Origin of the sequence: Foetidibacter luteolus (assembly GCF_009650435.1) — a bacterium.
Taxonomy (GTDB): domain Bacteria; phylum Bacteroidota; class Bacteroidia; order Chitinophagales; family Chitinophagaceae; genus Foetidibacter; species Foetidibacter luteolus.
Genome location: NZ_VVIP01000035.1, coordinates 285,798 through 310,920, shown reverse-complemented (window position 1 = coordinate 310,920; position 25,123 = coordinate 285,798). Strand labels below are relative to the sequence as shown.

Genomic DNA, 25,123 nt, shown 5'->3' with positions numbered 1-25,123 from the left:
GCGGTTTTCTATCTATCTTAGGCCGCATAATTATCCGTGAAACAAAACAGCCGTATATTAATTATAGCCAGCGAATTTCCCCCCGGCACAGGCGGTATAGGCAACCATGCTTATAACCTGGCATTGAGCTTTGCACAGCAAGGCTTCGATGTATCTGTAATAGCGGATATTGTAGGCGCCAATGAAGAGGATATCCGGCGGTTTGCCGCCAGCCAACCCTTCCGGCTAGTGGCGATTACCAGGAAGAGCTTTGTATTTTTTACCTACATGCAAAGAATTAATTACGCTATTAAACAGGCAAGGCGCCAGGATTACATTATTTGTTCCGGCAAGTTTTCTTTGTGGCTGATTAATATTCTCCGACTGCTGTACAGGCATCAAAAAATAATAGCGATAGTACATGGTTCAGAGCTTGATTTGAAAAGCAACCGCGGCAAGCGATGGGTTGCTGCGGCCCTGCTAAAGTCAAGCGCTGTTGTAAGCGTTTCTTCTTATACCAGCACCCACATTCCGGCTGCCGTGTTAGAAGAAGTGCCCTGTTTCATTATTCCCAACGGTATTAACCTGCAGGAGTTTCAGCCAGTACCTGTTGCAAAAGCTGAAGGCGAAAGGTTAAACCTGGTAACCATCGGCAGCATGACGGAAAGAAAAGGGCAGGAAAACGTAATTAAAGCGATGCCGGATATATTGCGGCAATTTCCCCAGGCTGTTTACCATATCATCGGCAGGCCTTACCGCAAACAGCAGTTACAGCAACTGGCTGCATCACTGAATGTTTCAGGCAGCATTGTTTTTCATGATGAATTGAGCAGGGATGAGTTGTTGCGGCAGTTGGCGCAATGCCATATTAAACTCATGCTGAGCAACCACACCAAAGAAGGGGATTTTGAAGGCTTCGGCATTGCCATACTGGAAGCCAATGCCATGAGCGTTCCGGCTATCGGGTCTAACTTCGGCGGCATTACCGATGCCATAGTACAGGGTAAAACAGGCAGGCTGGTTAACCCTTACGAACCAGGTGAAATATCAGCAGCCATCAGCGATATTGTAAACAGCTATGCTATGTATGCAACCGATGCAAGGGCATGGGCACAGCAACATGACTGGAAGCTGATTATTACGCGTTATGTTGAGTTGTTGGATACAATCTAAACAATGCGCCTGTTACACTACAGGATGGCAGCGGTATGTTTTGCAGCTACACTACAGCCTGCAGCCGCCCATTGAACCGAATGATGAAAGGATTGCGACGCAACGAAGATGCCACAGCGTACTATCGCTGGTATCATAATCGTGAATGGTCAATCGTGAATGGTGAATCAATGTTGTTTCCTTAGTACTGTCAGCCGGAGCGTATCGAAAGCCTTTCTACAACTCCACATCAGTTTTTTTAATGGCTATGCGGTAAAGGGTAAAGCCCATTATTGCAAACAAAAGTACGCCCAGGATAAAGTAGCCGCCTGTGCCCAGGGTTTCTGTTAAAAAATGCTCGGCATTAACTTTAATAAGGCCTGCAGCAGTGGTATCAAAACCTGAAAGAATGGCAATGATAACACCCGCCACAGCACCACCAGCCACAAGGCCGGTAGCAAAAAGATTGCCTTTGCCCAGTTCTTCTTCCTCTGCGGTTTTGGCCTTGCCAGCTTTTTTATCTGCCAGGCCGCGGATGGCGCCTCCGATAAAAATAGGCAGAGTAGTGGAAAGCGGCAGGTAGGCGCCCACCGCGAAACTGAGTGCTTTTATGCCGCAAAGCTCCATGGTAATGGCCAGGAAAACACCCACCAGTACAAACTGCCAGTCGAGGTTAAAAGACAAAATCCCTTTGGCCAGTGTTGCCATTAAAGTGCCTTGGGGGGCGGGGTAGGTGGCGCTGCCAATAGCATGCTTCATGCCTGGGTCGGCAGCCAGCATGGCCATGGTGGGTTTATCTAAAAACTTAACCGTAAGGCCTATTACAATAGACGATACAATGGCCCCGACAAACAAGGCAATCTGCTGATTGCGGGGTGTTGCGCCAACAATATAACCACTCTTTAAATCCTGAGAGGTAGCGCCGGCGTTGGCCGCGGCAATGCAAATAAGTCCGCCCACTACCAACGCCATGGGCTCGTAAGCTTTGCCACTCCAGCCTACGGCAATAAAGATTAAACAGGTACCCATGAGGGTTGCGATGGTCATGCCGCTGATGGGGTTGTTGGAAGACCCGATAAGGCCTACAATGCGTGAAGAAACAGTAACGAAGAAAGCGCCGAATATTACTACCAGCAGGCCAATCAACAATTTCTGGCCAATACCGTCGCCGGGTATTTGCGGCAGGAAAGCCATGAGCAGAATCAACGCAATGCTGCCGAACAGCACCACTTTAATGTTCAGGTCGCGATCGGTTCTTTTAACCTGCATTTGGTCGCCCGTAGTTTTAATAGAGCCAAGGCTGCCTTTAAAAGAAGATACAATGGTAGGGATGGTTTTGAGCAGTGTAATAAAACCACCCGCGGCCACAGCACCGGCGCCAATCTGGCGGATATAAGCGTAATAAATGGCTGCGGAATAATCAGTAAAACTATGTGTGGCGGGGTCCCATCCGCCGCGGCCGCCGGGCTTGGCCATGTCTGCCAGGTAGCCCAGTTTAAACTGCTGTGCCGCAATAACATCGGGTGGTACCAGGGTAGCCAGCAGCGGTATGGCTACCAGCCAGGCAAATACACCACCAGCCACCAGCACCCCGGATATCTTAGGGCCGATAATATAACCAACGCCCATATACTCAGGTGTAATTTCGCCACTTACACGGGCAGAAGGAAAGTACTTGTTGGCCTGTTTCGTCATCCAGAAGGGCACTTCCGCAATTACATGAAACACTTTTTGCAGCAACGCATAGCAAAAGGCAAAGCCCAGGCCCCAGAAAGCAGTTTTGGCAAAGTCGCCGCCCTTTTCGCCGGCAATCAGCACATCGCCGCAGGCCGTTCCTTCGGGGTAAGGCAGCGTGCCATGTTCTTTTACAATCAGGGCTTTGCGCAGGGGTATCATCATCAGTGTGCCTAAAATGCCGCCAAAAATGGCCAGGGTAAGTATGGTAAGGTAGTTGAAGAATTTTTCGCCCCCGCCATCGCTTAAAAACAAAAAACCCGGCAAGGTAAAAACTACACCGGCGGCAATGCTTTCCCCGGCGCTGCCCGTAGTTTGTATAATGTTGTTTTCCAGTATAGTGGTATGTAAAAACTTTCTGCCTAGTGTTATGGCTATTACCGCAATGGGTATAGAGGCCGAAACGGTAAGGCCTGCCTTAAGCGCCAGGTAAACGGTAGCCGCGCCGAAGATGATACCAAAAATGCTGCCCATTACAATTGACTTTACCGTCAATTCCCGCATGTTTGTTTCGGGCGCAACAAAGGGACGAAAGTTTTTCTCGCTACTCATGTGTGTGGTTTTGGTTTACGAGGTAATTAAAAAATTACAGGTGCTGAAAGTATTATCTTTTGCCGTAAAAAAGCAAAAATTTTCAGGGTGTTGTTTCTGCCATCGGCAGAAAAAGTAGAAAGAGATTAGGGGGTGCCCCCAAGCTATCGCAAGGGGTCGGGCTTTCCGCTATTACTCCGCCACAAAGGCCCTGCTGCGATGGCTTCAGCGGGGTAACCGCTTCAATCCCTCACCCGGTGGTGAAACCTGTTGGGGGGTGTGGGCAGGTTTTTAGCAAAAGAATAAATTGCAAAAAGGGGCGTTGGATAGTACAAAGTTTTTATATCTAAAGGGTGCTTATATTTAAGCTTGACAATAGTTTTTGAAAAAAACTTATTTGTATGAAATTTTTAAATTTCCTAAGTAAGCGCAATAGTTCTCAATATTTGACAACAAATAACGGAGTGCTTGGCCCAACCTATTTTGATAACCTGACAAGCAATATTGATAACCCCAAAGCTCTGTATTTATTTGAATGGCGCAGGCAACTTATTTCTTCCTTAGCTAATACAAGGTTCCAAATCATGTACTATGGAAAACTGCATAAGACGCATAAGACATTAATAATAGGAACTGAGTTCGCTCCGGCTTTGGTAATTGCCAAAGATGTGATTGGCGGTGAGGAAATTGTGATTTTTGACGGCTGTAGGTTTGGGTATAATGCAATGTTCTGTGATGAATTTAGTTTAGAGCAGATTAATAACAGAAAGGCAAACAATCTATACACAGATAAGTACGGAAATGATGTTTTTGAAATAATTGTTTCTGCTTTTTATCAAGTCGACATTGAAGATGAAATAAAACATCTGCTTAACAGCAACGGTTTGGTCACATTGTTGAATAAAACTAAAATGGATTTACAAGAAGCAAAAAGAAATGCGTTTGATTATTTTGGAATTATAGCAATAATTGACAAAAAGAGAAGAATTGAAATTTTGTCAGAGGAACTTGCGTGACAAACTGTAACAAATAATAGCCAAATTTTCAAAGAATTGCTCTTACATAAGTTCTGCAAAGTTTTTTGAAATTTGGTTGATGTGATTTTTTCGGAATAACGCTTCCCCCCTTTTACTTGCTACTCAGAATGCCTTATAATCCATAATACTAATCCTTTCTTCGCAGAAATTGTACTCATTAATATCGTTGCTGCTTACTATTACTAATTTATCAGGGGCATAATTCTTTACCAGGTTGTGATATAGCTCATAGCCGGTTGCATCCAGGTTGGTGCAAGGCTCATCAAGCAACAGTATAGGAGCCTCGGCAAAAATGGCCTGGGCCAGTTTTACACGCTGTTTCATGCCGCTGCTGTAATAACGTATTTGTTTGTCAGCGGCCTTTTCAAGGCCAATGATTTCGATAATGTGTTTAATACCAACACCGCTGATAAAAGGCTTAAAGGTTTGGTGAAACTGCAGGAATTCGGTAACAGTCATTTCCTCAATCAATTCCAGGTACGGTGCAACAATGGAGATATGTTTATGTACTTCTTCATGTGCTATCGCCGGGGTTTTGCCCTGTTCATTACCCATTGCCCATTCGCCATTCGCCGCCTGCCATTCTATAGCTCCTTCACTGGCGCCCATGCTGCCGGCCAGTACCTGTAACAAGGTGCTTTTTCCGCTGCCGTTAGGCCCGGTGATAGCATACGCTTTACCAGCCTTAAAGGAATAGCTCAGGTTACGGAATATCCAATCCCGGTTAAAGCGCTTGCCCGTGTTGTTAAGTATTACCTGCATACAATTTGGCAAAGTAAAGGTGTAGGATTGTGATTAGGAACAGAAAGTTTGGACAGGAAAGAAAATGGCAGATATGGTTGTAATAAGTATGGGCAGCAGGTTTCTGTATTGTGTAAAAATCATAGTTTAGCAATATGTCATTCGTACCTGTAATACTACCGTATTATACTTATGAGGAATGGTTGCACTGGAGTGGCCAGTGGGAAATAATAGAAGGGATTCCGTTTGCTATGAGGCCGACTGCAGAACCCCTGCATCAAAAGATTGCTACTTCTTTGGGAGCTGAGTTTCATTATGTGTTCAAAAAGTACAAGCGCTTTAAAGTGATGGCGCCAGTTGATTACAAAATTGCGGATGATACCATAGTACAACCAGACCTGCTGATTGTGTGCAGAGAACCTGCACTGCCTTACCTTGATTTTCCGCCTACTTTAATTGCTGAAATCCTGTCACCATCAACAGCATTAAATGACCGCCACACCAAGTTTCAAATATACCTGTCGCAATTAATTCCCTACTACATAATCGTTTCTCCCGATGCTGAAGAAGTGGAAATTTTTGAGCTGAAAGAAACCAACTATGTACTGGCAAAAAAAGGGCGTGACTTTGCTTTCACTTTTACCTTTGGCAACGATTGTAATGCAGTTATTGATTTCGGGGAGATATGGGATTAAATCTTTTGCTTGTTCCCGTTTTTAAGTTAATTTCTACCCGGGTCTGAAAAGCCGCCCAATGATTTGCAGATGAAAGGATTGCGACGCAACGATGATGCCATGAAAATATGTCGCTGGTATCATAGTCGTGAATGGGAAATTCTGAATGGCGGACAGCCGCAAAAGCACAAAAAAACCGCTGATGAACAGCGGCTCTTAAAAAATATCAGGGGGCTTTTACCAGCCTAATATGTAAGCAAAAATTAAAGGGGCTACAATGGTGGCATCGCTTTCCACAATGTATTTTGGCGTATCAATACCCAGCTTGCCCCAGGTAATCTTTTCGTTGGGTACCGCGCCGCTGTAGCTGCCATAAGATGTTGTGGAGTCGCTCACCTGGCAGAAATAAGCCCAGAACGGAACATCGTGCCACTCCAGGTCCTGGTACATCATGGGCACTACACAAATAGGGAAATCGCCGGCAATACCGCCGCCCAACTGGAAAAAGCCCACGCCTTTGCCGCCGCTGTTTTTGCGGTACCAGTCGCTAAGCCAAACCATGTATTCAATACCGCTCTTCATGGTAGTGGCTTTCACTTCGCCTTTAATAACGTAGCTGGCAAAAATGTTGCCCATGGTGCTGTCTTCCCAGCCGCCTACCACAATAGGCAGGTTCTTTTCCGCAGCGGCAATCATCCAGCTATCTTTTGTATCAATTTCATAGCCATCTTTCATTACTTCGCTCAGCAACAGCTTGTACATAAACTCATGCGGAAAATAGCGCTCACCTTTTTCATCAGCCTCTTTCCAGAGTTTGTGTATGTGTTCCTGTATTTTTCTGAATGCTTCTTCTTCGGGTATGCAGGTATCGGTAACACGGTTAAGGCCTTGTTCCAGCAATTCCCACTCCTGCTGCGGGGTAAGGTCGCGGTAGTTGGGTATGCGGCGGTAATGCGTATGCGCTACCAGGTTCATAATATCTTCTTCCAGGTTGGCGCCGGTGCAACTAATAATGTCCACCTTGCCCTGGCGTATCATTTCAGCCAGCGAAACACCCAGCTCTGCTGTACTCATGGCGCCGGCAAGCGTTACCATCATTTTGCCACCTTCCAGCAGGTGCTTTTCATAACCTTTGGCAGCGTCAACCAATGCCGCGGCATTAAAGTGCCTGTAATGGTGCGTAATAAACTGTGAAATAGGACCTTTATTCATCACTTAATTTTTGTAAGGGCACAAATGTAATGGTTTTGACGGGCATGGGCCACAAACGGCCTAATAAGGAAAAATGAAGTTTTTGAGCGGGGTGGAATGCAGATGCTGTAGATAGAGAGCCGCATGATAATTTGCTGAAAATCTGTTTGATTAAAGTAACGGCTGCCTGATAGATGTTCAATTGCTGAATTCACAGTAGTGCAAAGGCTAAATCAGGGCGAAAGAAAGAAACGTGCTGTATATCGTTTCTTTCTTGACTTTTTTTGTTACTTTTTTGTGTGAAGACAAAAAAGTAAATAATTCACAGCTAATTACCACCCATAATCTGCTAATTAAAAACAACCGGTATAGCTATACTTCATTTACCTTCCGGCTTTTAAATTTCTAACGATAACGAGCTATGAAAAAAAGCCTATTCTTTTCCTTCGCTTTTAGCGCTGTGCTGCTAACAGGGTTCTCTCAAACTTACCAGCCTAACTGGCAAAGTCTTGATACCAGGCCCATACCGCAATGGTATAAGAACAGCAAGTTTGGCATCTTTATTCACTGGGGCGTGTATGCCGTACCGGGCTTTGCACCAAAGGGCAATTACTCTGAGTGGTACCAATATGCGCTGGAAACCAAAGACTCAGCCACCGTGGCTTATCACAAAATTAATTTTAACAATGCACCCTATTATAAATTCCAGGAACGCTTTACCGCCGACCTTTTTAATCCTGATGAATGGGCGCAACTCTTTGAACAATCAGGCGCCAAATACATCGTACTTACCTCAAAACATCATGATGGCTTTTGCCTGTGGCCAAGCAAAGAGGCCAGCCGGGATTGGGGGTTTCCCTGGAATGCGGTAGAAGCTGGGCCCAAAAGAGATTTGCTGGGCGATTTGTTTGCGGCAGTACGCAAAACATCCGTTCATCCCGGCATGTATTACTCTTTATACGAATGGTATAACCCGCTTTGGAAAAAAGACCATAAAGAATATGTTGACAAGCACATGCTGCCGCAGGCAAAAGAGTTATTGACCAAATACCAGCCGGATGTATTTTGGACCGATGGCGAATGGGACGAAAGCGATACCACCTGGCGTGCAACCGAGTTTCTCTCGTGGGCCTATAACCAAAGCCCCGTAAAGAATACGCTGGTAACCAACGACCGCTGGGGCCGTGGTATACGGTTTAAGCATGGGCAATTCTTTACGCCTGAATATCAGCCTGAGCTGGATTTTAAAGACCATTATTTTGAAGAAAGCCGCGGTATGGGTTTTAGCTATGGCTACAACCGCAACGAAGATGCCTGGGATTATAATTCCACCCAATCGCTCATTCTGCAACTGGCCGATAAAGTTAGCCGTGGTGGCAATTTTCTACTGGATATCGGCCCCGACGAGCATGGTAAAATTCCACCCATTATGCAGGAGCGTTTGCTGCAGATTGGCGACTGGATCAAGGCCAACGGCGAAAGCATTTACAACACTGTTCGCTGGAAGGAAACTGAGCAATGGAGCGCCGGTAAGAGAGACTACAAACCCGTACGCAAGGAAGGCGATTTTAAGGCGGGTGGCGACTACATGCTGAAGATTACCATTGACCCTGAACCTGGTTACGCGGTTAAAGAAGTTATGTTTACCTACAACCCGGAAACCAATACATTGTATGGTATTTTGCCAACGTACCCCAACAGCAAAAAGCTGGAGTTGAAGAATATTGCATTGCCTGCAGCAACACAGGTAAGCCTGTTGGGCAGTAACCAAAAACTGGTGTTTGCAACCACTGGCAACGGCACCACCATACAGTTGCCGGAATACAACCCCAACAGCTTTAAAGCACCTTATGCTTTCGTTATAAAAATGGAAGGTTACGGCAGGTAAATAGTATGTAAGATGTACGTATGTGACCAACATCGTACATCTTACATTTTTTTGATACCGGCGTTCGGTTCCCTGTGGCATCTTCGTTGCAAATATGATTTTGTTATGATTGGGTCTTTCAGTGAAAGAACCAATCATAATCAATCCTTTCATCTTTCGGTTCATTGGGCGGCTTTTCAGACCCTTGTAGTAATGTTTGCACAGGCTTCGGTCTGTCAGAAACTTAATATTGCCAGCCTGTTTCAATAAAATGCAGAACTTTATAAATATGCTAAGAACCTTCATCCTATCCGCCCTTTTAGGTATAGCGTCAATAAGCTATGCGCAGTCGTCTGATCGTATTATCCCCCTGCCCGCAAAAAGTAAATACAGCAATGGTAGTTTTGTGCTGGCAAAAAACACGGCTGTATATTTTGATGAAAGAGACAGTGCATTGTTATTAGCCGTTTCCCCTTTATCCATCACATTAGAAAAGTTTGGTGTTAAGCTTAGTAAAAGCATTGCTACAGCAAAGGCATCCATACACATAGAACTTGATAACAGTATTGCAGCCGAGGAAGGTTACCGGTTGGTGATACTGCCTGGAAAAATTAGCATCAAAGCCAAAACAGCAACCGGTATATTTTATGGGGTGCAAAGTTTGTTGCAATTGTTGCCGTTACAGGCAAAGGCCACTACCCTAAAACTACCTTGTGTAACTATTGAAGACGAACCCCGTTTTGCTTACCGCGGCGTAATGCTGGATGTTGCACGCCATTACATGTCCATAGAGTTTTTAAAGAAACTACTTAACCTGCTGGCCATGCAGAAAATGAACCGTTTTCACCTGCATTTAACAGACAGCCAGGGCTGGCGTTTTGAGAGTAAAAAATACCCGAAGCTTACACAAATCGGAGCTTACCGTAAGGGCACACCACTTAACACCACTTACGATTACAATTCAAGACCGGGCGATACTTTGTATGGCAGCTTTTATACCCAACAGCAGTTACGAGACCTGGTAAAATACGCCGCGGACCGTTTTATTACCATCATTCCGGAAATTGAAATGCCGGCGCATTCGAAGTCTGCACTGGCTTCTTATCCTGGGCTGGCTTGTGTAGACAGCAGCGGCAACCCGTTTCCCTATCCCCAACAGGTGCAGGATGAGTACTGCACAAAAGATGAAACCTTCAATTTTTTGAATAACATTTTGGATGAAGTGATGGATATATTTCCATCGCAATACATACATGTGGCCGGCGATGAAGCAGGAAAGGCTAACTGGAAAACATGCCCGCATGATATTAAGCGCATGAAAGAACAAGGTCTTGCCAATGTTGAGGAGTTACAGAGCTATTTTATCAAACGCATAGAGCAGCACGTAAACAGCCGTGGCCGCAGCATCATCGGCTGGGATGAGATATTGCAGGGCGGCCTGGCCCCCAACGCTACCGTTATGAGTTGGACAGGTATAGAGGGCGGAATTAAAGCCGCACAGCAGCACCACAATGTTATTATGACGCCGGGCGGTTACTGCTACCTTGATCATTATCAAAGTAATGCCCCGGGAGAACCGGTGGCGTTTGGTGGGCTAACTACACTGGCCAAAACCTATTCCTATAATCCCATACCGGAAGAGTTAACAGCCAGCGAAGCAAAATATATACTGGGCACGCAGGGCAATCTTTGGACGGAATATATACCCACACCGGCAAAAGCTGAATACATGATATTTCCCCGGGCCATCGCTTTGGCGGAAGTGGGTTGGTCGCCACAGGAAACAAGAACCTATGAAAGTTTTATAACAAGGTTGATACCTTACCTGAAACGTTTGGATAAGCTCAAAGTCAACTACAGCAAGCACCTGTTTGAAATAAAACTAAAAACGGCCATTAATACCAAAGGACAGGTAACTGCTTCATTGGGCGGTGTACCTAAGGGGTATAAAATGTACTATACGCTTGATGGTACTATACCAACTGTAAAATCATCATTGTATGTAAAACCTGTTGCAATCCACAAAAATAGTACGATGATAGCCGCTGTTATCAGCAACGGTATCATCGTTGATCAGCTTAAGAAGAATTTTGTACTGCATAAGGCAACTGCCAAAAGTATTGAGTTGGAAACGCCCCCGGCAAAACAATACAGCAAAGGCGGTAATGCTGCCTGTATAAACGGAAGCCTGGGTAATGATGAAAACTTTAGCGATGATGACTGGCTGGGCTGGAATGGCAAAACATTTAACGGCACCATTGATTTAGGTAAGGCGCAACAGGTATCATCCTTGCAAACAAGGTTTTTTCACCAGCCGTCAAGTTGGGTATGGGCCGCAAAGAATGTTACTGTGCTCGTATCAGCCGATGGAAAAAACTTCACCGAAGTAGCAGGAAAAAGTATGGACGTTCCCGCTAATGAAGGTGCAGCCAAGTTTAGCTTAAACTGGCCGGCAGTAGCAGCCCGGTATATAAAGGTTATTGCGGAACCTGTTGGTAAAATAGCTGCGGGCAATGTTGGCGCGGGTGATGAAGCCTGGTTGTTTGTAGATGAGTTGATAGTAGATTGACGCTGGTGCGTAAAGACACACACCGGGGAAGAAGAATTCACCATTCACGATTATGATACCAGCGATATATTTCTATGGCATCGCCTATTGCGTCGCAATCCGTTCGTCGGTTGGTTCATTGGGCATCTTTTCAGACCCGGGTATAGCTGGGGTGCGTGGAGACACGCACCAAGAAACAAAATAATATCGAACAAGGAACAAGGAATATTGAATAATCAAGGGGCGAAGTGGAATGCCCCACTCACGATTCCCCACTCACGGCTAAGTAATTTAATATCGAGCAAGGAAAAATGAATACCGACGGGAAGCTTACCCGGGTAACGGAAACATCGAACCTTGAACAAAGGAACCCTGAACAACAAAAACCTGCTGCACAATGCCCCATAGCGAATCCAACCGCAGAAGAGTGCGACGCAAGTAAAGCCTCATACTTGCTCTTCAGCCGGGCTCATAAAACACTTCTCTAAGGCAGGGGGTCATTCTGTGCCAGGGATAGCTGGAATTTTTACGCAAACGTTTGATTTAGACATTGCACAGTATAGCGGGGCAAAACGTCGTATTTTCCCTTTCTCTAACGAAACTAATTACATGAAAAGCGCCCCCCGCAAGTTGTTGCTTGCCTTACTTTTATTGTCTGCACATACCATTATTGCCCAACAGCTTCCTGTAATGAATAAGCCTGCCACTTTGTTTGCAAAAGACTGGCTTGTTACGCCCGTAACAGAAAAAGCCGTGGTGTACCAGGATGCGGGTGGTAAAGAAATTAGTTTGTTTAATGGCCTTGTAAAAAGAACGTTTCGCATAAGTCCCAATGTGGCCTGCGTTGACTATAAGAATATGAGCAACGGCCAGCAATTGCTGCGTTCAGTAAAACCGGAGGCCCGCATTACCATTGATGGAAAGGACTACAATATTGGCGGGCTTTACGGCCAGTCTGAACATGCCTACCTGTTACCGGAGTGGTTGGATAAATTTACTGCCGGCGATAAAGATTTTCAGTTTCAAAAATATGAGGTAAAGGATATTCAGCCTTTACTGAAATGGAAGCGTAAAAGCTGGGCCATGGGTGACAAACAGCCTACGGGTAAGCTGCTTTCTTTCTTGTTTGCATCAACAGCTTTAAGAGGCGTTACGGTACGTGTGAATTACGAGTTGTATGATGGCATTCCGCTGGTAGTAAAATGGATAGGTATAGAAAATACATCTGCCAATACCATAACTGTTGGCAACATAGTTAACGAAATGCTGGCCCTGGTAGAAGAAGAAAGCGCTGTAGTGGGCACACCTGAACAAATGAAAAAACAGCATGGCATTTATGTGGAAACCAATTATGCCTTCAACAATGCCATGCGATACGATATCAGCGACCAAACCACACATTGGAAAACCGACAGCGTTTATACATCCCAGGTAAATTACAATTACCAAACGCCCTGCCTGCTGGAAGTGTATCCGGAAAAAGTAACCGCTGTTGAACTAAAGCCGGGAGAAACGTTTAAATCTGTAAGAACGCATGAGTTACTGATGGACAGTTACGACCGGGAAAGGCGTGGGCTGGCCATTCGCAAAATGTACCGCACTGTGGCGCCATGGACAACGGAAAACCCCATATTCATGCACCTGGTTAGTAAAAATGATGAAGAGGTTATTCATGCAATTGACCAATGTGCCGCAACCGGCTATGAAGCTTTGATTTTAAGCTTTGGCAGCCATTGCAACATGGAAGACAGCAGCGGTGCCAATGTTGAAAAATGGAAAAAGCTGGCAGCTTATGCGCATAGTAAAAACATTTTGATTGGTGGCTATTCTTTGTTTAGCTCAAGAAGGATAAGTGATGAAGACGATGTGATTGACCCTGTTACCGGCAAACCGGATGCGGCTGCTTTTTTTGGCTATGCACCCTGTATGGGCAGCAATTGGGGTTTGGCATACCTGGAAAAACTGAAACATTTTATGCGCAATACGGGCTTTGACATTTTTGAAAATGATGGCCCTTACCCCGGCGATGTTTGCGCCTCAACCAAACACCCCGGCCATAAAAACCTGGATGACAGCCAGTGGAGGCAGATGGAGTTGCAAAAAAGCCTGTACCACTGGTGCAACGAAAACGGGGTGTATGTAAATGCACCAGACTGGTATTTTTTAGATGGCACGAATAAAATAGCCATTGGCTACCGGGAGGTAAATTTTTCTTTGCCCAGGGAGAACCAGAAGATTTTAAACCGCCAGAATATCTATGATGGCTTGTGGGAAAAAACACCTGCTATGAGTTGGGGCTTTGTGCCGCTTACCAGGTACCAGGGGGGCGGCCCGGAAGCGGTACTGGAGCCGCTGAGCGAACACCTGCAGGACTATGAGCAATTGATGGTTCAATATTACGGCGCCGGGGTGCAGGCCTGTTACCGTGGCCCGAGATTATATGATACCGAAGCCACACGCCAAACGGTTAGCAAAACGGTTAGCTGGTACAAAAAATACAGGCATATCCTTAACTCGGATATCATTCACCTGCGCCGTGCAGATGGCCGCGACTGGGATGGAGTATTGCATGTAAACCCTCAACTAAAAACAAAAGGGTTACTGATGCTCTATAACCCGCTGAAACAACAAATTACCAGGACCATCAAATTACCGCTTTACTACACGGGTTTAACTGCGGTTGCAAGCATCAGGGAAAAAGAAGGGGCATCTAAAAAATACAATCTAACCCGTAATTATGAAGTTGAGTTAACTTTTGCAATAGCGCCGGAAAGTTATACATGGTTTGTGGTGGAATGAGGTGGAAGTATAAAATAAACAGCTAAAATGACTTTATCAGTATTTCAAAGGAGACCTGCTTGTGTGGCGCATACGAACAATGCGTATCTGATCTTTTACGATGCGGTAAGATATCCTGTAATGGTATTGCTCAAAAGCTCTCCAGCTTCCATCATTGCTCTTTTTGTACTTATCAGGAGGAAATTTTTCAGGGTGTTTCGGCAGTTCAAGGGTAGTATTAACAATTTCAGTAGTTACTTTAAGGGCGTTTTTAGGAGAGTCCTGGAAGATATAGTCGTAGGCTTTTCGCAACTCAAATTGCGCTTTTTTGCTCCAGGTTACTACCATGAATGTATTTCTTTCTTTAAGTCTTCGGCCAAAATAAATTCACCCCTCTCAATTTCTGCATCGCCTTCTTCCAGCTCTTTATTATACTCATCAATAGATTGGCGTTGTTCACTGGTTTGGAATTCTATACCCATTAGCTTCAATGTTTGCAGCAACCATTCTCTTTTTGAAGCGTCGCCTATTTCATCAACATCTATTAGAATCTCCATAAAATCTTTTTTTAAAAATACATATTCTTTGTCGAATGTAAGTCCGGCTGATACAATTTGCCATCCTTCATCCGTCTCATCCGTGTTCTATCGTGTTTTTGTAACTTTATTTAATACGATTGCAACTCATGCGTAAAGTTTTTAACAATAAGATGGTATGGATAGGTCTTGGGCTTGCGGTGCTGCTTGGCCTGTTTCTTCTTGCTACGCATGATGAGCAGATTGATTACAGTACACAGGTTAAACCAATACTCAACAAAAAATGCATCACCTGCCATGGCGGCGTTAAGGCAAAAGCTGGCTTTAGCCTGTTGTTTAGAGAGGAAGCCCTGGCCAAAACAGAATCAGGAAAACCCGCCATCATTCCCGGTAACCCTGGCGAAAGCGAAATGATACGCAGGCTTTCCCTAAAAGATCCCGAAGAACGGATGCCTTACCAGCATGAACCCTTAAGCGGCGAAGAAATTGACATACTCACCAAATGGATAAAACAAGGGGCGCAGTGGGGCGAACATTGGGCTTACGTGCCGTTAAAGCCTGTTGAAGTACCTGCAGTAAACAGCGCATTTGTAAAGAACAGTGTAGATAATTTTATCCTCGCCAAACTGGAAGAAGAAAAACTGCAACCCTCTGCCGAAGCTGATAAACCCACACTGTTGCGCCGGGTAAGCCTGGATTTGATTGGCATGCAACCCTCGCCTTCGCTGGCATCGCAATACCTGGGTAATAGCAATACTAACGCTTATGAAATGTTGGTGGACTCCCTCCTGGCTTCTCCGCATTTTGGGGAACGCTGGGCCTCCCTGTGGATGGACCTTGCCCGTTATGCCGATACAAAGGGTTACGAAGCCGATGGCGGGCGTGTTACCTGGCGCTACCGCGATTGGCTGATAAAAGCATTTAACGAAGACAAGCCCTACGATAAATTTTTAACAGAACAACTTGCGGGAGACTTGCTGCCCAACCCCACAGACGCCCAATACATTGCTACCGCTTTTCACCGCAATACCATGACGAACGACGAAGGCGGAACAGATAATGAAGAGTTTAGAACGGCGGCTGTATTGGACCGCGTAAATACCACATGGGAGGCCTTGATGGGTACTACTTTCGCCTGTGTGCAATGCCACAGCCATCCTTACGATCCTTTCCGTCATGAGGAATATTACAAGTTCCTGGCCTACTTCAACAACTCACGTGACGAAGATACTTACGAAGACTATCCCCTGCTGCGGCAGTACAAATCCGGCGACAGCCTTAAGCTAATGCAGTTAACCGGCTGGCTTGCAAAAAATGTATCGCAACAAAAGGCTGATGAAGTGTATACTTTTCTTAAAACCTGGCAGCCTACCATTAACTCTTTGCAATGCGATAGTTTTATCAACGGGGCACAGGTAAGCAGTTGGTATGCGGCACTCAGAAAAAACGGCAGTTGCAGGTTGCCGTCAGTGGCATTGGATGGTAAAGATTACCTGGTGGTGCGCTATACTGCGGAAAAAAGCGGCCTTTGTAAGATTACACTTGACAGCCTGAATGGCCAGGTATTAAAAACCTTCCCGGTAAATAACACTAAATACAAATGGCAGTTTGCTTCATTCAGTATAGAGCCGCCCCCCGGCATCCATCATTTATATTTCAGTTACATTAACCCGGCTATGAAGTCAATGGAAGAAACCGGCGTTACGTTCGAGTGGTTTTACTTCACGCAAAAATTTCCGGGGCAGTGCAAAACTGGTTATGAAACCGCTTATACGCAGTACCAGGATTTGCTGGATGCAAAAGATATTTCCACCACACCCATCATGGTAGATAACCCCGCCGACCGCCAGCGGGAAACACATGTTTTTGAAAGGGGCAACTGGTTGGTAAAAGGCGACATGGTGCAACCTGCCGTACCCGCTGCTCTAAACTATGCAATGCCAAAGAAGGCTCCCAAAAACAGATTGGGCCTGGCTATGTGGCTAACCAGCAAACAAAACCCGCTCGTAGCCAGAACCATGGTAAACAGGTTGTGGGAGCAGTTGTTTGGCGCCGGCATAGCAGAAACCCTGGAAGACCTTGGCACGCAGGGCATTTCGCCTACGCACCTGGAGTTGCTTAATTACCTTTCTTTCCAGTTTATGAACGGTTACCAGTGGAGCATTAAGCGCCTGCTGAAAGAAATGGTGATGAGTGCCACTTACCGCCAGGACTCAAAAGTTACCGAGGAACTAAAAGAAAAAGATCTTTTCAACAAGCTCTATGCAAGAGGGCCGCGGGTAAGGTTAAGTGCGGAGCAGGTCCGCGATCAGGCACTGTGTTTCAGCAGCAGCATTAATAAGGATATGTATGGCCCAAGTGTATTCCCGTTTCAGCCAAAAGGGCTCTGGCTATCGCCTTACAATGGCGCCGATTGGGAAATGAATAAAAACGGGCAGCAATATCGTCGTGCTGTTTACACGTACTGGAAGCGCACTGCGCCATATCCATCCATGCTAACGTTCGATGGTGCCTCCCGTGAGGTATGCACTGCACGCCGTGTGCGTACCAACACGCCACTGCAGGCATTGGTTACTTTAAACGATTCCGCGTATGTGGATATGTCAAGGCTTTTTGCTTATCACCTGCAAAAAGAAGGCGGTAAAAGTGTTCAGCAGCAAATAGCAAAAGGGTATGAATTAATGTTGTATAAACCCATTGCGCCTGCCAAGCTGCAATCGCTGCTAAAATTGTATAACGAGGCGTTGGTAAAGTTCAGGAAAAACAAAGAGCAGGTTTGTGCAATCAATGGCGGCATGAACGAGTATGCAACGCCGGAAACAGCGGCATTGATTGTAGTGGCCAATGCCATGCTTAACCTGGATGAAGTGGTTACAAAAGGGTAAAGTAAGTGGTGGATCAATGCTTTTTTTTAAGGCTGTCAGCCCCTGCTTGTCAAAAGCAGTGCCGTAGGTATTAAGCATTTTTTGGTGACGGGCAGAAGTATTTCATGGTCCCGAAACTTCGGGATTGCGTCGCACTACTTTCATCGTCCGGTACATTGGGCAGCTTTTCAGCCCCGGGTAGTTAAGGCCATTTGTAGGGTGGTTAGCCCAAATGCTGTCAGCTTGAAAGCAACATTATTCACCATTCACTATTCACCATTCACCATAAAAGGAATATAATGGCTATTTTTAACCTTCCCGCTTTTAAGAGTAGAAACACCGGTTTGTAGTATGCTAACGATCTTGCGTTATAAAATCATTTGGGTTACCGCCATCCTTTTATCAGGATTAGCCGTTTTTGTATTTGCCACCCATCAGCAGCCGGTAGATTTCAGCACGCAGGTTAAACCCATCCTCAATAAGAAATGTATCTCCTGCCATGGGGGTGTAAAAGCAAAAGCCGGCTTCAGCCTGTTGTTCCGTGAAGAAGCCCTGGCCAAAACAGAATCCGGTAAACCGGCCATCGTTCCCGGCAAACCGGGGGAAAGTGAAATGATACGCCGCCTTACCCTGAAAGACCCCGAAGAGCGTATGCCTTACCAGCATGAGCCGCTTGATCAGGAAGAAATTGACATACTTACCAAATGGGTTAAGCAGGGTGCCAACTGGGGCGAGCATTGGGCTTATGTTCCGCTAAAGCCTGTTGAAGTGCCACAATTGTCAGATACGTTCATCATTAGTGAGGTTGATAATTTTATCCTTGCCAGGTTGAAGGAAGAAAAGCTAAAACCCTCTGCCAGGGCAGATAAAGCCAGCCTGCTGCGGCGGGTAAGCCTGGATATAATCGGCATGCAGCCTTCCCGTTCACTGGCTGCGCAATACCTGCAAAACAATAACGGTAATGCCTACGAATTACTGGTTGATTCACTGCTGGCATCTCCACATTATGGAGAGCGCTGGGCTTCTCTTTGGCTTGACCTTGCCCGTTATGCCGATACCAAGGGCTATGAACGTGATGACAGCCGCAACATCTGGCGCTACCGAGACTGGCTGATACAATCCTTTAACGAAGACAAGCCTTACGATAAATTCCTGGTAGAGCAGGTAGCCGGCGATTTGTTACCAAATCCAACTGATGCCCAGTACATTGCTACCGCTTTTCACCGCAATACCATGACCAATGATGAGGGCGGAACCGATAATGAAGAATTCAGAACGGCGGCCGTAATAGACAGGGTTAATACAACCTGGGAAGCTTTGATGGGTACTACTTTTTCCTGTGTACAGTGCCATAGCCACCCTTACGATCCTTTCAGGCACGATGAGTATTACCAGTTTATGGCTTACTTCAACAACAGCCGCGATGAAGACACCTATGGAGATTATCCCTTGCTCCGCAACTTTAAAGATTCTTCAGAGGCGCAGTTAAACGAACTTGCTGGCTGGCTGCAACAACAAACCAGTGCTAACGAAGCAGCCGCTATCATCCGTTTTGTAAAAACATGGCAACCTGCCATCAATTCTTTAACCGCTGATAAATTCATTAACAGCGAGTTGAGCGATACCAAATGGCTGGCCTACCGCAACAATGGTTCTGCCAGGTTAAAACAGGTTAACCTGCAACAGGCCAATCAACTTATTTACCGTTACAGTGCCTGGGCAAAAGGAGGTAGCTGGAAGCTGCACCTGGATAGCCTTGGCGGCAAAGTAATTGCCACTGTGCCCGCCGCGCCTGCCAACGGCTGGCAAATTGCAAAGGTGAGCTTTCCTGTGCAGCAAGGGGTTCATGATATTTACATCACTTATGCAAACCCATCCCTTGGGCCTGAACAAAGCGGGCTTATGTTTGACTGGTTGCATTTTGCTAAATCTTTTCCGGGCGAAAGGGCCAGGGATTATGCCGCATATCAAAAGCTTTTCTGGAAACTGCTTACCTTAAATACAGAAAGTACGCCGGTAATGATGGAAAACCCTGATGATATGCACCGGGCTTCTTATGTTTTTGAACGTGGCAACTGGCTGGTAAAAGGCAAAGAGGTAAAGCCGTCCGTACCAAACTCTCTGGCCTATGCCATGCCTAAAAACGCACCCGCTAACAGAATGGGCCTTGCCATGTGGCTAACCAGCAAACAAAACCCGCTGGTGGCAAGAACCATGGTAAACCGAGTTTGGGAACAGTTGTTTGGGCAGGGAATTGCAGAAACGCTGGAAGACATGGGCACCCAGGGCATTACACCCACGCACAGGGAATTGCTGGATTATCTTTCGTATAAATTAATGACTGATTACCAATGGAGCATTAAAAAGCTGCTGAAGACCATTGTAATGAGCAGCACTTACCGGCAGGATTCAAAGGTTACGGAAGAGTTGAAGGAAAAAGACATATTCAACAAACTGTATGCAAGAGGCCCGCGTGTAAGGCTTAATGCGGAGCAGGTACGCGACCAGGCTTTGTGCTTCAGCAATGTTTTAAACCAGCAAATGTACGGCCCCAGCGTGTTTCCGTTTCAGCCAAAAGGCATCTGGCAATCGCCTTATAATGGCGCACAGTGGAACATGAATCAAAATGGCGGACAGTACCGCAGGGCGGTTTACACATACTGGAAACGCACGGCGCCATATCCTTCCATGATCACATTCGATGGCGCTTCCCGTGAAGTATGCACCCCGCGCCGCATACGCACCAATACGCCGTTGCAGGCGCTGGTAACCCTTAATGACTCAGCTTATGTGGATATGGCCCGCCACTTTGCTTTGCGCATGCAAAAAGAAACGGGCAACAGTGTACAGCAACAAATAGCAAAAGGATATGAGCTGATGTTGTACAAACCCATTGCGCCGGGCAAATTGCAGGCATTGGTAAGGCTGTACAATGAAGCGTTGGTTAAGTTTAAAAATAACCCCAAAGAAGTATGCGAAATAAATGGCGGTATGAACGAACATGCGTCTGCCGAAACAGCAGCGCTGATAGTGGTTGCCAATGCGATGCTTAACCTGGATGAGGTGGTTACAAAAGGGTAGTGGTGAGTGGTAAATGGCGAGTGGGGTGGGTACGCCTTACCTGCTTTTTCCACCTGTTATCAAAGGGTAGTGGTGAGTGGCAAATGGCGAGTGGGATGGGGAAGTAAACATTAAAAAGAGATGATGGGCAAAGCGCCGCAGGTGCGGTATTAAATTAACAAATTGAAATAAAGGCTTTGAGTTTATTGATAAAGGCCAGCAAAGGAAACCGGACGACGCCCATAGATATACAGATGAAAGGATTGCGACGCAACGAAGTCGCCATGAAAGATAAAGCTGGTATCAAAATATTATAAGATAACAAACATTGTACACCATTGTACATTCTATTATGACACAAAAAGAATTACACAACCAGCGCCTTGTAAAAGAAGCTGAGCATGCAGTATCGCACATGCATACCCGGCGGCATTTTTTAAAAGAAAGTGCTATGGGGTTGGGTGGCCTTGCTTTGGGCGCTTTGTTTGGTTGTAAAGGCAATAATACTGTGGCTTCACAGGTTGCTTTTGATCCAGCACACCCACTGTTGCCCAAATTGCCGCAGTTTGCAGCAAAAGCAAAAAGTGTAATATACCTGCACATGGCCGGTGCCCCGTCTCAACTGGAGTTATTTGATTATAAGCCCGAGCTGATGAAAATGGACGGGCAGGAATGTCCGCCATCGTTTTTAGAAGGCAAACGGTTTGCGTTTATACGTGGCGTGCCCAAAATGCTTGGCCCGCAGGCAAAGTTTGCACAGCACGGGGAAAGCCGGTTATGGATAAGTGAAAACCTGCCGCATTTTTCTACCATTGCCGATGAAGTAAGCATTTTAAAAGGCGTTACTACAGACCAGTTTAACCATGCCCCGGCACAACTGCTGATGCATACCGGTACGCCGCGGCTTGGCAGGCCAAGCATTGGTAGCTGGGTAACTTATGGCCTAGGTACAGAAAACCAGAACCTGCCGGGCTTTGTGGTGCTTACGAGTGGTGGCCGTTTTCCGGATGCCGGTAAAAGCGTTTGGGGCAGCGGCTTTTTACCCAGTGTTTACCAGGGCGTTCAATGCCGCAGCGAGGGAGACCCGGTACTTTTTATCAAAGACCCTGATGGTATGGACCGTGACTTGCGCAAAGCTTCTATTGATGCCATCAACGAAGTAAACCAGGAAACGTATAAAGAGTATAATGACCCGGAAATTTTGTCCCGCATTTCGCAATACGAGATGGCTTACAAAATGCAGATATCCGTGCCCGAAGTAATGAACATCAATAACGAGCCGCAATATATTCATGACATGTATGGCACACAGCCGGGTAAAGCCAGTTTTGCCAACAATGTGCTGCTGGCACGTAAGCTGGTGGAAAAAGGTGTTCGGTTTGTTCAGTTATTTGACTGGGGCTGGGACAGCCATGGCACCGATGCAGGCACCGCGGTAGATGTGGGCCTTATTAACAAATGCCGCCAGGTAGATAAAGCCATGACCGCCTTGATACTCGACCTGAAGCAACGCGGCTTATTAGATGAAACCCTGGTAGTTTGGGGCGGCGAGTTTGGGCGCACACCCATGATGGAAAACCGCGAAGGCAAACAAAATCCTTTCAAAGGCCGCGACCACCATACTGAAGCGTTTTCTATATGGATGGCCGGTGGCGGTATAAAGAAAGGTTTTAGTTATGGTGAGACAGATGAGATTGGTTATGCTGCGGTAAGCGGCAAAACCGAACCTTACGATATACAGGCCACCATTTTAAACCAGATGGGCTTTAACCATGAAGAGTTTACTTATCCCTTCCAGGGCCGGCCTTTCAGGTTAACGGACACTAAGGGAAAAGTGATCAGGGAAATAATAGCTTAAACTATCAAACGGCCTGTTACCCGTTGCAAATCATGAACCGGAGAAATTTTTTACAAACGTCAACTACCGCAGCAGCGTCGGTTATGTTGCCTTCATTAAATACTTTCGCTGCACCACAATTTTCAGAAAATATGAACTCGAATTTTCAACTCAAAATCCTGGCTACCAATTGGGGGTTTTCAGGTACAATGGATGAGTTTTGTTCTAAAGTAAAGCACGAAGGGTATGATGGTTTTGAAATATGGTGGCCTGCAGAACAACAAGGCCAGGAAGAATTGTTTGCAGCCTTAAAAAAATACAGTCTTGAGGTAGGGTTTCTTACAGCCGGCCATGAAAGTAATTTTACTGAGCACTTTGCTTCCTTCAAAAAAATGATTGCCACCGCAGCTAAGTCGCCGGTACGGCCATTGTATATCAACTGCCACTCCGGCCGCGACTATTTTTCTTTTGAAGAAAACAAGCAGATCATAGATTATACCATTGCCCTTGCCAAAGAAAGCGGCGTCAAAATTTGCCATGAAACGCACCGGTCACGGCTCCTGTATTCTGCGCCTGCCGCCCGCCAGTACTTTGAAAAAATCCCGGAGTTACGCATAACCTTCGATGTATCCCACTGGTGTAACGTAAGCGAAAGCCTTTTGCATGATCAGCAATACACGGTTGGCCTGGCGTTAGATCGGGTTGATCATATACATGCACGTGTCGGGCATCCGGAAGGCCCCCAGGTAAGCGATCCCCGTGCGCCGGAGTGGGCGCCCGCTGTAAAAGCACATTTTGAATGGTGGGATAAGGTAGTAGCCGCTAAAAAACAAAAGGGCGAAACGTTAACCGTGCTTACTGAATTCGGCCCGCCGGATTACATGCCCACTTTGGCTTATACCCGCCAGCCATTGGCAGACCAATGGGCCATTAATGTGTACATGATGCATGAGTGGCGTAAAAGGTATACCCCCAACCCCTAAAGGGGAGTTTTAATGCTTTTTTGGGTACCAGCTATGTTTTTCATGGCATCCCGGTTGCGTCGCAATCACTTTATCGTTCGGTATTTCATGGCGACAGTTAAGCGGGTATTAAATGACGTAGGAATTCAAAACAACCATAACTTACAACAAACGTTAAGCATTAATTGTGTTACTCAACATCACCGAATTTCTTGGCCGCTTCCATCCCCTGCTTGTTCACCTGCCCATAGGCATATTGTTAATTGCCTTGCTGCTGCAATACTTATCCGGTAAAGCAAAATACAGCGCTTTAAATCCGGCGGTAAATATTGTGCTGCTCATCGGTATGCTCAGCGCTTTTGCTTCCTGTGTTACCGGTTACCTGCTGTCAATGAGCGGGGAATATGATGAGGATACTGTAAGCTGGCACATGTGGATGGGTATTGGCGTTGCCGTAGTATCGGCCCTGATGTATGTACGAAGGGTAAACAAACAGTTTGGATTGCTGTATAAGGTAATGAGTATCGGCCTGTTGGTTTTAATCGCTGTTACCGGTCACCTGGGTGGTTCATTAACACATGGCTCAGATTACCTTAGCGCTGCATGGGCCGGCGCTGCAGAAGATACCAAAGTAAAACGCAAACCAATACCCGATGTGCAGCAGGCATTGTTGTATGCTGATATTATAGAACCCATCCTGCATGAAAAATGTTATGGTTGCCATGGCAGTACCAAGCAAAAAGGCAAGTTGCGAATGGATAAACCGGAGCTGTTGATGAAAGGGGGTAAAAACGGCGTGGTGATTGAACCTGGAAAATCAGAAGAAAGCGAACTGGTAAAACGTATTCTTTTGCCGGTTGATGATGATGACCACATGGCGCCCAAGGAAAAGTCCCAGTTGACAGAAAAGGAGATAGCGGTATTGCAATGGTGGATTGCTACAGGAGCAACATTTGAAAAGAGAGTAAACCAGGTAGCACAAACAGAAAAAATAAAACCGCTGCTGCTTTCTTTCCAAAATGCCGGTGGTGAAGAAACTGGTGAAGGCAATATTGCCAGCAGCGATGTACCGGCCCAACCGGTTGATAAAGCCGGTGATAAGGCTATCGAAGCCTTAAAGCAAAGGGGTGCCGTTGTAATGCCGGTAGCCCAAAACAGCAATTACGTGGAGGTAAACTTTCTTGGCGATTCCACGATAACAGATAAAGACATGGCACTGTTGCAGCCCCTGCAAAAACAATTGTTTTCATTAAAACTTCAAAATACATCTGTTACAGATTCGGCACTAACCCTGCTGGAAAAATTCGACAGGCTGGTTCGTATCAACCTTACCCATACAAAAATCTCTGATAAAGGGCTTATTTCCCTGGGCAAAATGTCCAACCTCAAATACATCAACCTTGTGTCAACGGGTGTTACCGGTAGCGGTTTATCGCAGTTGCAACCATTAAAAAATTTAAAACGGTTATACCTCTATCAAACGAACATCAATAAGGCTGAATGGCCCAAATTACAGGCCGCATTTAAAAATGTACAGCTTGATTCCGGTGGTTACGTTGTTCCCACCCTGGTTAGCGATACTACAGAAGTAGTTCCCAAAAAATAGCGCTGCATACATGGTAACACAGTAGC

The 25,123-nt window shown here is 45.9% G+C and carries 16 protein-coding genes; 11 read left to right on the top strand and 5 right to left on the bottom strand.

The genetic code is table 11. The annotated features are described in order from the left end of the window. Window positions 1-36: 36 nt before the first annotated feature. Entirely contained in the window at window positions 37-1,152 is a 1,116-nt protein-coding gene (locus tag F0364_RS10650) for a glycosyltransferase family 4 protein (protein ID WP_153797757.1), read from the top strand. 216 nt (window positions 1,153-1,368) lie between these two features. Here F0364_RS10650 and F0364_RS10645 read toward each other — a convergent pair whose 3' ends face one another. Next, a complete protein-coding gene (locus F0364_RS10645; RefSeq protein WP_153797756.1) occupies window positions 1,369-3,417 on the bottom strand; it encodes an OPT family oligopeptide transporter in 2,049 nt (682 codons plus the stop codon). A gap of 380 nt (window positions 3,418-3,797) precedes the next feature. Here F0364_RS10645 and F0364_RS10640 point away from each other — a divergent pair, with 380 nt between their 5' ends. Continuing rightward, the gene (locus tag F0364_RS10640) at window positions 3,798-4,412 is read left to right on the top strand and encodes a hypothetical protein (RefSeq protein ID WP_153797755.1); all 615 of its coding nucleotides are present in this window, start codon (window positions 3,798-3,800) and stop codon (window positions 4,410-4,412) included. Window positions 4,413-4,535: 123 nt separating this feature from the next. On the opposite strand, the gene F0364_RS10635 is transcribed toward F0364_RS10640, so the two are convergent. After that, entirely contained in the window at window positions 4,536-5,195 is a 660-nt protein-coding gene (locus F0364_RS10635; protein WP_153797754.1) for an ABC transporter ATP-binding protein, read from the bottom strand. Between the two features lie 134 nt (window positions 5,196-5,329). Here F0364_RS10635 and F0364_RS10630 point away from each other — a divergent pair, with 134 nt between their 5' ends. Then, on the top strand, window positions 5,330-5,869 hold the full coding sequence (locus tag F0364_RS10630) for a Uma2 family endonuclease (RefSeq protein ID WP_153797753.1): 540 nt from the start codon (window positions 5,330-5,332) through the stop codon (window positions 5,867-5,869). 216 nt (window positions 5,870-6,085) lie between these two features. Here the strand turns inward: F0364_RS10630 and F0364_RS10625 are convergent, their stop codons facing one another. After that, window positions 6,086-7,060 carry a deoxyhypusine synthase family protein gene (locus tag F0364_RS10625; RefSeq protein WP_153797752.1) on the bottom strand — a complete coding sequence of 325 codons (975 nt, stop codon included), beginning with the start codon at window positions 7,058-7,060 and terminating at the stop codon, window positions 6,086-6,088. A 400-nt stretch (window positions 7,061-7,460) separates the two neighbouring features. On the opposite strand from F0364_RS10625, the gene F0364_RS10620 reads away from it, so the two are divergent. From F0364_RS10620 to F0364_RS10610, 3 genes are all read left to right on the top strand, one after another. Next, complete coding sequence (locus F0364_RS10620) at window positions 7,461-8,927, top strand: alpha-L-fucosidase (protein ID WP_153797751.1); 1,467 nt, start codon at window positions 7,461-7,463, stop codon at window positions 8,925-8,927. Window positions 8,928-9,195: 268 nt separating this feature from the next. Beyond that, window positions 9,196-11,475, top strand: a complete 2,280-nt coding sequence (locus tag F0364_RS10615; protein WP_207632605.1) for a glycoside hydrolase family 20 protein — start codon at window positions 9,196-9,198, stop codon at window positions 11,473-11,475. A gap of 588 nt (window positions 11,476-12,063) precedes the next feature. Then, on the top strand, window positions 12,064-14,253 hold the full coding sequence (locus F0364_RS10610) for an alpha-galactosidase (protein ID WP_153797749.1): 2,190 nt from the start codon (window positions 12,064-12,066) through the stop codon (window positions 14,251-14,253). 36 nt (window positions 14,254-14,289) lie between these two features. Here the strand turns inward: F0364_RS10610 and F0364_RS10605 are convergent, their stop codons facing one another. Beyond that, entirely contained in the window at window positions 14,290-14,580 is a 291-nt protein-coding gene (locus F0364_RS10605; RefSeq protein ID WP_153797748.1) for a type II toxin-antitoxin system RelE/ParE family toxin, read from the bottom strand. After that, on the bottom strand, window positions 14,574-14,789 hold the full coding sequence (locus F0364_RS10600; RefSeq protein WP_153797747.1) for a hypothetical protein: 216 nt from the start codon (window positions 14,787-14,789) through the stop codon (window positions 14,574-14,576). The genes F0364_RS10605 and F0364_RS10600 overlap by 7 nt, the downstream gene beginning before the upstream one ends. 128 nt (window positions 14,790-14,917) lie before the next feature. Here F0364_RS10600 and F0364_RS10595 point away from each other — a divergent pair, with 128 nt between their 5' ends. The 5 genes from F0364_RS10595 to F0364_RS10575 all read left to right on the top strand — a co-directional run bounded on the left by F0364_RS10595 (window position 14,918) and on the right by F0364_RS10575 (window position 25,097). Continuing rightward, entirely contained in the window at window positions 14,918-17,653 is a 2,736-nt protein-coding gene (locus F0364_RS10595; RefSeq protein WP_235921052.1) for a DUF1553 domain-containing protein, read from the top strand. A gap of 330 nt (window positions 17,654-17,983) precedes the next feature. After that, window positions 17,984-20,713 (top strand): DUF1553 domain-containing protein, encoded by a 2,730-nt coding sequence (locus F0364_RS10590; protein ID WP_153797746.1) that lies wholly within the window; start codon window positions 17,984-17,986, stop codon window positions 20,711-20,713. 331 nt (window positions 20,714-21,044) lie between these two features. Beyond that, window positions 21,045-22,550, top strand: a complete 1,506-nt coding sequence (locus F0364_RS10585; RefSeq protein ID WP_153797745.1) for a DUF1501 domain-containing protein — start codon at window positions 21,045-21,047, stop codon at window positions 22,548-22,550. A 131-nt stretch (window positions 22,551-22,681) separates the two neighbouring features. Further along, window positions 22,682-23,512, top strand: coding sequence for a sugar phosphate isomerase/epimerase family protein (locus F0364_RS10580; protein ID WP_235921051.1), 831 nt, complete (start codon window positions 22,682-22,684; stop codon window positions 23,510-23,512). A 166-nt stretch (window positions 23,513-23,678) separates the two neighbouring features. Further along, window positions 23,679-25,097: a c-type cytochrome domain-containing protein gene (locus F0364_RS10575; RefSeq protein WP_153797743.1), complete on the top strand. Its 1,419-nt coding sequence runs from the start codon at window positions 23,679-23,681 to the stop codon at window positions 25,095-25,097. Window positions 25,098-25,123: the final 26 nt, after the last annotated feature.

Bases quoted from the DNA above. Each gene is read 5' to 3' on its own strand.
- F0364_RS10645 (WP_153797756.1), bottom strand. From the start codon at position 3,417: ATGAGTAGCGAGAAAAACTTTCGTCCCTTTGTTGCGCCCGAAACAAAC.
- F0364_RS10640 (WP_153797755.1), top strand. From the start codon at position 3,798: ATGAAATTTTTAAATTTCCTAAGTAAGCGCAATAGTTCTCAATATTTG.
- F0364_RS10635 (WP_153797754.1), bottom strand. From the start codon at position 5,195: ATGCAGGTAATACTTAACAACACGGGCAAGCGCTTTAACCGGGATTGG.
- F0364_RS10630 (WP_153797753.1), top strand. From the start codon at position 5,330: ATGTCATTCGTACCTGTAATACTACCGTATTATACTTATGAGGAATGG.
- F0364_RS10625 (WP_153797752.1), bottom strand. From the start codon at position 7,060: ATGAATAAAGGTCCTATTTCACAGTTTATTACGCACCATTACAGGCAC.
- F0364_RS10620 (WP_153797751.1), top strand. From the start codon at position 7,461: ATGAAAAAAAGCCTATTCTTTTCCTTCGCTTTTAGCGCTGTGCTGCTA.
- F0364_RS10615 (WP_207632605.1), top strand. From the start codon at position 9,196: ATGCTAAGAACCTTCATCCTATCCGCCCTTTTAGGTATAGCGTCAATA.
- F0364_RS10610 (WP_153797749.1), top strand. From the start codon at position 12,064: ATGAAAAGCGCCCCCCGCAAGTTGTTGCTTGCCTTACTTTTATTGTCT.
- F0364_RS10605 (WP_153797748.1), bottom strand. From the start codon at position 14,580: ATGGTAGTAACCTGGAGCAAAAAAGCGCAATTTGAGTTGCGAAAAGCC.
- F0364_RS10600 (WP_153797747.1), bottom strand. From the start codon at position 14,789: ATGGAGATTCTAATAGATGTTGATGAAATAGGCGACGCTTCAAAAAGA.
- F0364_RS10595 (WP_235921052.1), top strand. From the start codon at position 14,918: ATGCGTAAAGTTTTTAACAATAAGATGGTATGGATAGGTCTTGGGCTT.
- F0364_RS10590 (WP_153797746.1), top strand. From the start codon at position 17,984: ATGCTAACGATCTTGCGTTATAAAATCATTTGGGTTACCGCCATCCTT.
- F0364_RS10585 (WP_153797745.1), top strand. From the start codon at position 21,045: ATGACACAAAAAGAATTACACAACCAGCGCCTTGTAAAAGAAGCTGAG.
- F0364_RS10580 (WP_235921051.1), top strand. From the start codon at position 22,682: ATGAACTCGAATTTTCAACTCAAAATCCTGGCTACCAATTGGGGGTTT.